Source organism: Streptomyces sp. NPDC107559 (genome assembly GCF_055657365.1).
Genome location: NZ_JBVKBD010000004.1, coordinates 507,752 through 519,767 on the forward strand (window position 1 = coordinate 507,752; position 12,016 = coordinate 519,767).

General features: G+C 73.9%; 11 protein-coding genes. 5 read left to right on the forward strand and 6 right to left on the reverse strand.

From position 1 onward, the window contains the following. Positions 1-26: 26 nt before the first annotated feature. On the forward strand, positions 27-626 hold the full coding sequence (locus ACZ7OY_RS16860; protein WP_471912065.1) for a hypothetical protein: 600 nt from the start codon (positions 27-29) through the stop codon (positions 624-626). A gap of 37 nt (positions 627-663) precedes the next feature. Here ACZ7OY_RS16860 and ACZ7OY_RS16865 read toward each other — a convergent pair whose 3' ends face one another. The 5 genes from ACZ7OY_RS16865 to ACZ7OY_RS16885 all read right to left on the reverse strand — a co-directional run bounded on the left by ACZ7OY_RS16865 (position 664) and on the right by ACZ7OY_RS16885 (position 4,642). Beyond that, a complete protein-coding gene (locus ACZ7OY_RS16865) occupies positions 664-1,038 on the reverse strand; it encodes a roadblock/LC7 domain-containing protein (RefSeq protein ID WP_152890494.1) in 375 nt (124 codons plus the stop codon). 20 nt (positions 1,039-1,058) lie between these two features. After that, a complete protein-coding gene (locus tag ACZ7OY_RS16870; RefSeq protein ID WP_471912066.1) occupies positions 1,059-1,727 on the reverse strand; it encodes a roadblock/LC7 domain-containing protein in 669 nt (222 codons plus the stop codon). A gap of 46 nt (positions 1,728-1,773) precedes the next feature. After that, on the reverse strand, positions 1,774-2,592 hold the full coding sequence (locus ACZ7OY_RS16875) for a transcriptional regulator (RefSeq protein ID WP_471912067.1): 819 nt from the start codon (positions 2,590-2,592) through the stop codon (positions 1,774-1,776). Then, entirely contained in the window at positions 2,589-2,996 is a 408-nt protein-coding gene (locus ACZ7OY_RS16880; RefSeq protein ID WP_450663255.1) for a hypothetical protein, read from the reverse strand. The genes ACZ7OY_RS16875 and ACZ7OY_RS16880 overlap by 4 nt, the downstream gene beginning before the upstream one ends. Before the next feature lie 254 nt (positions 2,997-3,250). After that, on the reverse strand, positions 3,251-4,642 hold the full coding sequence (locus ACZ7OY_RS16885; RefSeq protein ID WP_471912068.1) for a type III PLP-dependent enzyme domain-containing protein: 1,392 nt from the start codon (positions 4,640-4,642) through the stop codon (positions 3,251-3,253). A 155-nt stretch (positions 4,643-4,797) separates the two neighbouring features. Here ACZ7OY_RS16885 and hutU point away from each other — a divergent pair, with 155 nt between their 5' ends. From hutU to hutI, 4 genes are all read left to right on the forward strand, one after another. Then, positions 4,798-6,471: a urocanate hydratase gene (gene hutU, locus ACZ7OY_RS16890; RefSeq protein ID WP_471912069.1), complete on the forward strand. Its 1,674-nt coding sequence runs from the start codon at positions 4,798-4,800 to the stop codon at positions 6,469-6,471. Further along, positions 6,468-7,685, forward strand: coding sequence for an allantoate amidohydrolase (locus ACZ7OY_RS16895; RefSeq protein ID WP_471912070.1), 1,218 nt, complete (start codon positions 6,468-6,470; stop codon positions 7,683-7,685). Before hutU ends, ACZ7OY_RS16895 begins: the two co-directional genes overlap by 4 nt. After that, a complete protein-coding gene (locus ACZ7OY_RS16900; RefSeq protein ID WP_471912071.1) occupies positions 7,682-9,040 on the forward strand; it encodes a formimidoylglutamate deiminase in 1,359 nt (452 codons plus the stop codon). The genes ACZ7OY_RS16895 and ACZ7OY_RS16900 overlap by 4 nt, the downstream gene beginning before the upstream one ends. Positions 9,041-9,102: 62 nt before the next feature. After that, positions 9,103-10,284, forward strand: coding sequence for an imidazolonepropionase (gene hutI, locus ACZ7OY_RS16905; protein WP_471912072.1), 1,182 nt, complete (start codon positions 9,103-9,105; stop codon positions 10,282-10,284). A gap of 6 nt (positions 10,285-10,290) precedes the next feature. Here hutI and ACZ7OY_RS16910 read toward each other — a convergent pair whose 3' ends face one another. After that, entirely contained in the window at positions 10,291-11,862 is a 1,572-nt protein-coding gene (locus tag ACZ7OY_RS16910) for an RICIN domain-containing protein (RefSeq protein WP_471912073.1), read from the reverse strand. Positions 11,863-12,016: the final 154 nt, after the last annotated feature.

The window sequence follows — 12,016 nt, forward strand, 5'->3', positions numbered from 1 at the left end:
TGTGCCGGTGGCGAGGAGGCGTTGACGTGGCACGCGGAAGTCAGGGGCGCGGAGGCCAGGGACTGGCCCGGGTGGCCGTCGTGGTGCGGGCCGGGGCGGCACCGCTGTGCAGCGCCGGAGTGTTCGCGGGTGGTGTCGGTGTCCTGGTGCCGGGCTTCACCGGCCGCCGGATCGGGGTCATGGCAGGGGCGGCGCTGTTCCTGGTCGCGGCCGCCGTGGTGTCGTACGGCCGGCGCAAGCGCTATGGCGCCCTCGCCCGCGGTGCCGCCCGGGCCGGTCGGCACGACGTGCTCCAGGACCGTGCGGTGACGGTGCGGAACTGGCGCCACGCCCACCGCTGGTGGCTGCTGCTGGCCTTCCTGGCCGCGCTGGGCAGTTCCCTCGCGGTACCCGCCGCCGGCGGCATGCTGCTGGTCGGCGCCGGTGTCGGGCTGCGGCTGAAGGCCGCCTGGCTCGGGCGGCGCGAACGGGCCGAGGACACGCTGCTGTGGGTGCGGGTCGACTGGCTCGACGCGCGGGCCGGACGCCCGGCGGGCCCGGCCGTCAAGGGCTACCGCGGCACCGGCATCGCGGCGGGCGACGCGTCCCCGGGCGGGGCACGCCGCCGCACCGCGGCGCTGGTGTAGCCGGTCGTTCACGAGGGTCCGGACATCCGGACCGGGATCAGACCTCGAGGTCCTCCTCGATCCTCTTCAACTGGTGGCGGGCCATCGCCAGATTGGCGCGCTTGGCGTCCAGCACCAGATACATGAACAGACCGTTGCCCCCGCGTCCGCTGATCAGCCGGATCAGGTGGTACTGGTCGGACAGGGTGATCAAGATGTCCTCGATCTGAGCCTTGAGGCCCAGATGCTCCATCGTGCGCATTTTGGCGCGTACGACGTCGGTGTTGCCGGCGGCCGCGACGTTCAGGTCGAAGCCCTTGCTGCCGCCCATCGTGCCCAGCGCCATCCCGCTGGTGTAGTCGACGAGCGCGACTCCGGTCGCGCCCTCGATGGAGGCGAGCGCCTCTTTCAGCGTGGTCTCGGTGTTGGCCATGACTGAGTCTCCTCGTTCTCTCAACTTTCGGTGGTGGTACGCGCGTTGCCGGTGGTGCGTGGCGCGCGAGGGGTTCTGGTCCGGGCGGCGGCGGACTTGGCCGGTGCCTTGGCCGGTGTCCTGGGTGCCGACTCGGGTTGTGGTTCGGCCGACGGTTCGGTCGGCGGTTCGGTCGGCGGTTCGGTCGGCGGACCGGTGGGTCCGGTGGGCGGTCCGGTGGGCTGTACCACCGGAGGCTTGGCGGGGGGCGGGGGAGCGGCGGGGCCCGAGGAGGCGGGCAGCTCGGCGGGCGCGGCCCGGGGCACGGCGGTGGCCGCCGTCTCCGCGTCGACGAGTTCGCCGATCCGCACGCCCGCCCGGCGGCCCTCCAGATGCAGCCGACCGACGTTGACCCGGTCCTGGGCGAGCAGCGTCAGCACGGCGCCGCGGCCCGCCGGGTACGCGGCGACATAGCCGTACACCCCGCGTACGAGCAGCTCACGGAACTCGCCCTGGCCGGTCGCGTCCGACAGCCGCGCCACGACGCCGAGTGCCGTGGCGGTGAGCGCGGCCACCGTCTCCGGCGCCACACCGGGGGTGTCCTGGGCGAGGACGTGACCGTCCGTGCTCGCCACGAGGGCGCCGGTCAGCTGAGGCACCCGGGCCCTCAGCCGGCACAGCTCCTCGCGTATGTCGGGCTCGGCCGCCATCAGCTCTCTCCTTTCGGCACGGGGTCGCTGTCGCGGGCTCTGCCGCTCAAAGGGCCTCCAGCGCATCCCTGAGCCTCTTCAGCAGCGTGATGTCGGGATCGGGCACGGAAAGGACCGCCGGGGCGGGCGGGGACACCAGGACGGGCGGCGGCTGCGGCGCCACCAGCCCGGCCGCCGCCAGCCGCCGTACGTCCACCAGCGTGTGGAACGCCTGTCTGCCCAGCTCCCGGGCGATGTCGGTCGCGGTGCGCACGCCGTTCACCAGGGTGAGCACGGCCGTCTGGCGGGCGGTGACCGCGGGCGCCGCCGCCGGGGCGACCCGGACCAGCGGTGCGCTGTCGGCCAGCGGATCCGGCCACACGCGCCGCAGCAGCTCGCGCCTGCGGAGCGTCTCGCGCTCCACGACGTCCACGGTGACCGGGCGTACGGCGCCGGGCTGGTGCCCGTCGCCGTACCGGAAGCGGCCCGGGGTGCTGCTCGGCGCGAGGGCGAAGTAGGCGGCGTCGAACAGCGCCCCCAGGTGGCACAGTTCCAGCGCGCCCGCGGTGAGCCGGCCGCGGTCGACCACCAGCCGGACGGCGCCGGGCTTGCTGCCGGTCTCGGTCAGGGCCTGCTGCCAGGTCGTGGCGTCGAGCGTGCCGTGGGTGGTCAGGAGCACGTCGAAGCCGGGCGCGTACGGGCTCTCGGCGTGCACCACCTCGCCGTCGGCGAGGTGCAGCGTGCCGTGCTCGCGGACGAGGACGCCGGTGGCCCGCTCGGCGGCGAGCCGGGTGAGCATCGGCGAGAGGCCGCCCGCCCCCTCGTGCGCCGCCGTCCGGTCCCGCACCGGGAGCCGGGGCGGCGGAGTGGTGCCGATCACGGTCATCCGAGCACCAGCCGTCCGGCCATCTCGCCCAGCCGGATGCGGGCCAGCGCGAGGTTGCCCTCCGCGCGGGCCAGCCACACGTGCAGGAACACGCTGCTGTCGAACGGTGTGGGCACGAACCGCAGCAGGTGGTAGCTGTCGCGGTTGCTGAGGATCAGATCCTCGACCGGCAACGCCGTGGCGCCGCCCGGTGCCCCGGCGCCGCCGTCGCCGGGCGCGAACGCCCGGTGCTCGGCGGCCAGCCGGGCCAGCTCCGCGGCCTCGACGGCGGCCGCCTCGTGGTCGCCGCCCGGTGACTCCCCGACGACGCCCAGGGCCAGCCCGCTGGTCCAGTCGACCAATGCCGCCCCCCGGGCGCCGGGCAGCCGCATCGCTTCCAGTAGGCACTCGTCGATTCCGGGCACCGTCGCTCCCCTCCCACCTGGGGTCCGGCTGAGTGACCACGAAACTACGCACCGTCGCGGGCGACTGGTGGGGATATGGCATTTCCCGGTGGAACATGCTGACGGTGGCTAGGGTGGGTCGGCTGTGCAGGTTTTCCTACGGGATGACCTGCATATCCGCCTGTGTATCCGTCCGTACGCCGAGGCCGCATACCCGCCGCCGGGTCCGGCCTGCGCCCGTCCCGGCGCTCCGGCCACCCGTGCGGGTGGCGGGGTCAGTCGGAGTTCCACCCGTGCGGGCGAGCGCGTCCGGGAGCGTGCAGGGTGGTGAGCGCGGACGCGTACGCCCCTCCCGACTCGGCGACGATCTCCTCGGCCGTCTGCGGCTCGCGCACCGTCGCGAAGACCGTACGGCCGGCGTCGTCCGGGGCGAAGCCGTAGATGCCCGGCCGGGCCAGCGAGTTGTAGGCGTAGTGGTGCGCGAAACAGTACGCGCCCGTGTCCAGCGCCGCCGCGTGGTCCCCCTGCTCCAGCTGCGGCAGCGCCTGGCCCCGGGCCAGCAGGTCGCCCGCGAAGCAGGCGGGTCCGGCCACGTCCTGCACGACCGGGGGACCCTTCTTGGGCCGCCCCTTCGCGTCGTACCCGGCGATCCGCAGCGGCCAGGACTCCGGCGCGTACACCGTCCGGGTCGCCACCTGCACACCCGCGTGGGTGACCGCGACCCGGCGCCCGCCGGCGCTCTTGGCGTACTCCACCCGCGCCACCACCGTGCCGTGCTTGGCCAGCAGCGACCGCCCGAACTCGGTCACCAGCGCGTACCGCCCGTGGAACAGCCCCGGCACCGTCTCGCGCAGCAGCCGCGCGTACTGCGCGTACGTCGGGGTCGTCACGTCGGAGCCGAAGTTCACCGGCAGTCCGCCGCCGATGTCGATCGTGTCGATCTGCGGCCGCCCGATCCGCCGGTTGATCTCCTCGGCGAGCGCGTGGACCTCCGCCACCCCGCGGGCCATCAGCGACAGCGGGATGCCCTGCGACCCGGTGTGCGTGTGCAGCCGGCTCAGCCACGGCCGGTCCATGAAGGCCCGGACGACCCACTCGCGCGCTCCCTCGTCGCGCAGCGCCACCCCGAACTTCGAGGTGGCCGTGGCGGTGGACATCGCCTCGATGGAGCCCGCGCCGAGCTGCGGGTTCACCCGGACGCCGAGCGGGGAGCGGCTGCGGGCCGACCGCATGAGGGCGTCGATGCGCTCCAGCTCCTGCGGGTTGTCGGCGTTGACGGCGATGCCGAACGCCAGCGCCTCACGCAGTTCGGCGGGGGTCTTCGCGGGCGAGTCGAGCACGGTGCGGGTCGCCGGCATCCCGGCCGCCCGTGCCAGCGCCAGCTCGCCGGGGCTGGCCACCTCCGCGCCGATGCCCTCCTCGCGCAGCAGCCGCAGCACCGGCACCAGCGGCGTCGCCTTCACCGCGAAGGCGTGCAGCACGGGGGTGCCGGGCGCCACCACGGCGTCGAACGCGGCCCGCAGCGCCGCCGCCGACTCCCTGATGCCGGTGACGTCGAGCAGCCCGACGACCGGGGTGCCGGGGGTGAGCAGCCCCTGTTCCACCGCGGCCCGCACCGCGTCGTCGCGCCGTGCGGCCCGCTCGCCTCCGCTGCCGTCGTTGTCCACTGTGTCCCCCCGTCGGGTCGGCCTGCGACTTGCGTGCCCTGCATTCAGCCAAACACCCGCGACCCGCGCACGTCGACGCGCCCATGTGTTGACTAGTTCTATTCAGGTAGTCAGGATGTGAATAACGGCAGCAACAATCCGCTAGGAGGCAGACCATGTCAGGACCCCGCCCCGTACGAGCCCCGCGTGGTACGGAACTGAGCGCCCTGGGATGGCAGCAGGAAGCCGCCCTGCGGATGCTCCAGAACAACCTCGACCCCGAGGTGGCCGAGCACCCCGACAAGCTGGTCGTCTACGGCGGCACCGGCAAGGCCGCCCGCGACTGGCGCTCCTTCGACGCCATGGTCCGGACCCTGCGGACGCTGAAGCAGGACGAGACCATGCTGGTCCAGTCCGGCCGCCCGGTCGGCGTCATGCAGACCCACGAGTGGGCCCCGCGCGTCCTCATCGCCAACTCCAACCTGGTCGGCGACTGGGCCAACTGGGAGGAGTTCCGCCGCCTGGAGCAGCTCGGCCTGACCATGTACGGCCAGATGACGGCCGGCTCCTGGATCTACATCGGCACCCAGGGCATCCTCCAGGGCACCTACGAGACCTTCGCCGCGGTCGCCGCGAAGAAGTTCGGCGGCACCCTCGCGGGCACGATCACCCTCACCGCCGGCCTCGGCGGCATGGGCGGCGCCCAGCCGCTCGCCGTGACGATGAACGACGGCGTCGCCATCTGCATCGACTGCGACCCGCGTGCCATCGAGCGCCGGATCGAGCACCGCTACCTGGACGTGAGGGCCGACTCCCTGGAGCACGCCCTCCAGCTCGCCGTCGAGGCCCGCGACCAGCGCAAGCCGCTCTCCATCGGCCTGCTCGGCAACGCCGCCGAACTGCTGCCGCGGATGCTCGCCGAGGGCGCGCCCGTCGACATCGTCACCGACCAGACCTCGGCCCACGACCCGCTCGCCTACCTCCCGGTCGGCGTCGACTTCGACGACATGGCCGACGCGGCCACCAAGGACCCGGCGGGCTTCACCACCCGCGCCCGCGAGTCCATGGCCCGGCACGTGGAGGCGATGGTCGGCTTCATGGACGCCGGTGCCGAGGTCTTCGACTACGGCAACTCCATCCGCGGCGAGGCCCAGCTCGCCGGGTACGAGCGGGCGTTCGCCTTCCCCGGCTTCGTCCCCGCCTACATCCGCCCCCTCTTCTGCGAGGGCAAGGGCCCCTTCCGCTGGGCGGCCCTGTCCGGCGAGGCCTCCGACATCCACAAGACGGACAAGGCGATCCTCGACCTCTTCCCCGAGAACGAGTCGCTGCACCGCTGGATCAAGATGGCCGGCGAGCGCGTCCACTTCCAGGGCCTGCCCGCCCGCATCTGCTGGCTCGGCTACGGCGAGCGCGACAAGGCCGGCGAGCGCTTCAACGACATGGTGGCGTCCGGTGAGCTCGCCGCCCCCCTCGCCATCGGCCGCGACCACCTCGACTGCGGCTCCGTCGCCTCCCCGTACCGCGAGACCGAGGCCATGCTCGACGGCTCCGACGCGATCGCCGACTGGCCGCTGCTGAACGCCATGGTGAACGTCGCCTCCGGCGCGTCCTGGGTCTCCCTCCACCACGGCGGCGGCGTCGGCATGGGCCGCTCCATCCACGCCGGCCAGGTCTCCGTCGCCGACGGCACCAAGCTCGCCGGCGAGAAGATCCGCCGGGTGCTCACCAACGACCCGGGCATGGGCGTCATCCGGCACGTCGACGCCGGGTACGACATCGCGGAGTCGGTGGCGGACGAGCGCGGTGTCAGGGTGCCGATGCGCGAAGGTCAGGAAGAGGCCTCCGCGTGACGTTCCACAGCATGTGGGCGGAGCTGCTGCCGATCGGCCGCAGCTCCGCCTCCGGCGGCTACCGCCGCTTCGCCTGGACCGCCGCCGACGCCGAGTGCCGGGCCTGGTTCGAGGAGCAGGCCCGCTCCCGCGGGCTGGCCTGTGAACTCGACCGCAACGGCAACCAGTGGGCCTGGCTCGGCGACCCCGCTCAGGGCGACGCGGTGGTCACCGGGTCGCACCTCGACTCCGTGCCCGACGGCGGTGCCTTCGACGGACCGCTGGGTGTGGTGTCCGCCTTCGCGGCCCTGGACGAGCTGCGCGCCCGCGGCGCACGGCTCGACCGGCCGCTGGCCGTCGTCAACTTCGGCGACGAGGAGGGCGCCCGGTTCGGGCTGGCCTGCGTCGGCTCCCGGCTCACCGCCGGAGCGCTCACCGCAGAGCAGGCGCACCGCCTCACCGACGGCGACGGCATCACCCTGCCGCAGGCGATGGAGGCCGCGGGATACGACCCCGAGGCCATCGGCCCCGACCCCGAACGGCTGGCCCGGATCGGCGCCTTCGTCGAGCTGCACGTCGAGCAGGGGCGGGCGCTGGACCTGTCCGGCGACCGGATCGGCATCGCCAGCGCCATCTGGCCGCACGGACGCTGGCGGTTCGACTTCCGCGGCGAGGCCAACCACGCCGGCACCACCCGGCCGGCGGACCGGCGCGACCCCATGCTGCCATACGCCGAGACCGTCCTCGCCGCCCGCCGCGAGGCCGAACTCGCCGGGGCCGTCGCCACCTTCGGCAAGATCTCCGTCGAGCCGAACGGCGTCAACGCCATCCCCTCCCTGGTGCGGGGCTGGCTCGACTCGCGGGCCGCGGGGCAGGAGACCCTCGACACCGTGCTCACCGCCATCGAGAAGGCGGCCCGCGCCCACGCGGAGCGCCACGGCGTCGACCTGGACGTCGTCCGCGAGTCGTTCACACCGGTCGTCGAGTTCGACCACGCCCTGCGCGACGAACTCGCCCGCATCCTGGGCACCGGCACCGAGCTGAAGGTGCCCGTCCTCGGCACCGGGGCGGGACACGACGCCGGGATCCTCTCCGGCAGCGTCCCGACCGCCATGCTGTTCGTGCGCAACCCCACGGGCGTCTCGCACTCCCCGGCCGAGTTCGCGGCCGAGGACGACTGCACGGCCGGGGTGAGCGCGCTCGCCGACGTACTGGAAGGGCTGGCCCGCAGGTGAACCGGAACCACCCGCAGACCCACACACGGACGTACTGGCTGGAGCATGCCTGGCTCGACACCCGGGTCGAGCCGGGCGTGGCCCTGGAGGTGTCCGGCGGCCGGATCACGGCCGTCCGCACCGGCGTCGCCACCCCGCCGCCCGGCGCGGAGACCCTGCGAGGCCTGACCCTGCCCGGCCTCGCCAACGCCCACAGCCACGCCTTCCACCGCGCCCTGCGCGGCACGGTCCAGGTGGGTTCCGGCACCTTCTGGACCTGGCGCGAGGTGATGTACTCCGTCGCCGACCGGCTGACCCCGGAGACCTACCACGCCCTCGCCCGCGCCGTGTACGCCGAGATGGCGCTGGCCGGCATCACCGCGGTCGGCGAGTTCCACTACGTCCACCACGCCCCCGGCGGCACCCCCTACGCCGACCCCAACGCGATGGGGGAGGCCCTGATCGCGGCCGCCGCCGAGGCCGGCGTGCGCATCACCCTCCTGGACACCGCCTACCTCTCGGCCGGCTTCGGCGAGCCGCCCAACAGCCACCAGCTGCGCTTCTCCGACGGCAGCGCGGACGCCTGGGCCGAACGCTGTTCAGTTCTCAAGGAACGGGATCACGCACGGATCGGGGCCGCGATCCACTCCGTACGGGCCGTGCCCGCGGACCAGCTGGCCACGGTGGCGCGATGGGCACAGGAGCGGCGGGCCCCGCTGCATGTGCACCTGTCCGAGCAGACCGCCGAGAACGACGCCTGCCTGGCCGCCCACGGCCGTACTCCGACGCAGCTGCTCGCCGACCACGGCGTGCTCGGCCCGCACACCACCGGCGTGCACAACACCCACCTCACCGACGCCGACATCGCGCTGCTCGGCGACTCGGGCACCGGCACCTGCATGTGTCCCACCACGGAACGCGACCTCGCCGACGGGATCGGCCCCGCGGTCGCCCTCCAGCGGGCCGGCTCCCCGCTCTCCCTCGGCTCCGACAGCCACGCCGTCATCGACCTGCTCGAAGAGGCGCGCGCGATGGAGCTGAACGAGCGGCTGCGCACCCGCACCCGCGGCCACTGGACGGCCGCGGCACTGCTGCGCGCCGCCTCCGCCGACGGTCACGCCGCACTGGGCTGGACCGACGCGGGCGCTCTCGAACCGGGCGCGCTCGCCGACTTCACGACGGTCGCGCTCGACTCGGTCAGAACAGCGGGACCGGTGCCCAGGCTCGGCGCCGAGACGGCCGTATTCGCGGCGACCGCGGCGGACGTGCGCCACACGGTCGTCGGTGGCCGTCAGGTCGTACGGGACGGGGTGCACACGCTCGTCCCCGACGTGCCGCGGGCACTGGCGGCCGCCGTCGAAGCACTGCACGCCTGACCGGACGCCAGGCGCCCGCCCCCCGACCCGCATCCAGCCCCGCCGCCCCCCACGAGGACGCCATGAGCAGCACGGTCAGCACCGTCGTCACCAACATCGCCACTCTGGTCACCAACGATCCCTCCCTCGGTGACGGCTCTCCCCTCGGTCTGGTCCGGGACGCGGCCGTCGTCATCGAGGGCGACCGTGTCGTGTGGACCGGTGAATCAAGCAAAGCACCCGCCACTGACAACCGGGTCGACGCCGGCGGCCGCGCGATGCTGCCCGGCTTCGTCGACTCCCACTCCCACCTGGTCTTCGCGGGCGACCGCACCGAGGAGTTCAACGCCCGTATGTCCGGCCGGGCCTACAGCGCCGGCGGCATCCGCACCACCGTCGCGGCGACCCGGGCGGCCAGCGACGAGGACCTCGAACGCAACCTCACCCACCACCTCGACGAGGCCCTGCGCCAGGGCACCACGACCTTCGAGACGAAGTCCGGCTACGGCCTGACGGTCGCCGACGAGGCCCGCGCGCTGCGCATCGCCGCCCGGCACACCGACGAGGTGACCTACCTCGGCGCGCACATCGTCGCGCCCGACTTCGCCGACGACCCGGCCGGCTATGTCGCCCTGGTCACCGGCGAGATGCTCGACGCCTGTGCCCCGTACGCCCGTTGGATCGACGTCTTCTGCGAGAAGGGCGCCTTCGACGGCGACCAGGCCCGCGCGATCCTCACGGCGGGCCGGGCCAAGGGCCTGCACCCGCGCGTCCACGCCAACCAGCTCTCGTACGGCCCCGGCGTCCAGCTCGCGGTCGAACTGGACGCGGCGAGCGCCGACCACTGCACCCACCTCACCGACGCCGACGTGGACGCCCTCGCGCACGGCCGTACCGTCGCCACCCTGCTGCCCGGCGCCGAGTTCTCCACCCGCGCGCAGTGGCCCGACGCCCGACGCCTCCTGGACGCGGGCGTCACGGTCGCCCTGTCGACGGACTGCAACCCGGGATCGTCCTTCACGTCCTCCGTGCCCTTCTGCATCGCGCTCGCGGTACGGGACATGGGGATGACGCCGGACGAGGCGGTCTGGTCGGCCACGGCGGGCGGCGCGGCGGCCCTGCGCCGCGACGACATCGGCCGCGTCGCGCCCGGCGCGTACGCCGACCTGATCCTCCTGGACGCGCCGAGCCACGTCCATCTCGCCTACCGGCCGGGCGTGCCCCTGGTCAGCAAGGTGTGGCGGCGGGGTGCGCGGGTGCTCTGACCGGTCTCAGGCGGAACCCGCCCGCCACCGCTGCGCCGGACCCCCGCTCAGCGGCTCCAGTGACACCCCGTCACCGTAGGACTGCGGGGTCACCCCGGTCTCGATCGCGATCGCGGGACGGATCACCCCGTCGTCGTCGACCGTGAAGGTGAGGTTCTGGCCGTGGCTGCCGTAGACCGAGTCGCAGCTCCAGACACCGACGCCGTTGTCGACGTCGCCGCGGCTGTCGAGGCAGAAGTCGGGGTCGGCGTACGACTGGAGGACACCGCGGTCCGCGTCGACCCGCCAGCGCTGGGTGTCCGAGGCGGAGCAGGGCGCGGTGACGACGTCCGTGCCGTTGTCGAAGTCCCCGGCGACGTCCAGACAGCGGCCCGTGGACACGTTCACGACCTGGGAGTAGGCCGCGCCCGGCGGGCGTGCGGCGGGCGAGGGGGTCGGGGGCGGAGTCGGCTTTCGGGTGGTCGGCCTCGGGCGGGCCGAACTGTGGCTCGGCGAGGGTGAGGTGCGGGTCGGGGACGCGGACGGGGCCGGAGCGGAGTACGTGGCCGTCGCCGTGACCGTCACCGGAGGGCTGGAGGGGACGGCCGCCGCGCCCGCCGACTGCTGCCGGTCCTGCGAGCCGTCCGAGGAGTTCAGGAACAGCAGCAGCGGCACCAGGACCGCGCTCAGCGCCGCCGAGGCCAGGACGATGCGCCGGGACTGCGGCCGGGTCCGGGTCCGGGTCCTGGTCCGGGTCCGGGGCGCGGAAGGATCAGTGACGCGCGCATCGGCGCGCGGGATGACGCGCGTCGCGGCAGCCGCGCCGCTCTGGGCGTACGCCGTGCCGCCCCACGGCAGCAGTCCCTCGGCCAGCGCCGTGCGCGGGTCGTCGCGCAGGGCGGACAGCTCCTCGTACGCGCTCGTGCAGTGCGGACAGCGCGTCATGTGGGCGTGCAGGTCGGGGCTGTGGCGGGGGTTGTCCGGCCGCGCGGACTCCTCGATCAGCCTGCGGAAGTCGCCGCAGCGCGGGTCGTCGGAGGCGGCCAGCCGGGCACGCAGACAGGCCTGACCGAGTGCCGGCAGCGCCTGGGGGATGCCGTGCCGGACGTCCCACTCGGTGAGCCCGAGGAAACCGGCGGTCCGGCTCTCCGGCTCCCGTTCGACGACGCCGTACCAGATCAGGCCCTGTGTGCGGGACGGCAGGGAGCGGAACGCGGCGAGCATGGGCGGGACGGGGCCGTCCGGCCGGGCGGTGTTCAGGACCAGCAGCAGCCCGGGGTCGAGGCCGGCGGCCCGCCCGTCGGTGGCCCAGGACGCGGCCTCGCTGCCGGTGAGCAGCAGGAGCCGGTGGCGCAGCGGGACGTCGGGGTCGGTGCCGCGTGCCGTCTCGCGGGCCGCGGCGGTGAAGGTCTGCGCCGCCAGCTGACGCGCCGCGGCCTCGCCGGTCACGCACAGGCGGGCGTAGGCGAGGACCGAGGGCTGGTGGCGGGTCCGGATCTCCTGGAGCGCCGGATAGGCGGACGCGGTGTCGGCGCGCAGCAGTTCGGTCAGCCGGGCATCGGACGCCCCCGTATGGGCATCGCCGCCACCTTGTGCCATGTTCTCCGGCCCTCCTTGCACCCCGGCGGTCACCCGACCGTCCTGACGTACCAGCCAGTTTGGGATGCCCATGGTGAAGGAGGAGAGGCTTTGGGTAAAGGGTTATCTCCGGGTAATCAAAGTGGCTGTTGGCGCGTGGAGTTGCGGCGGTGCC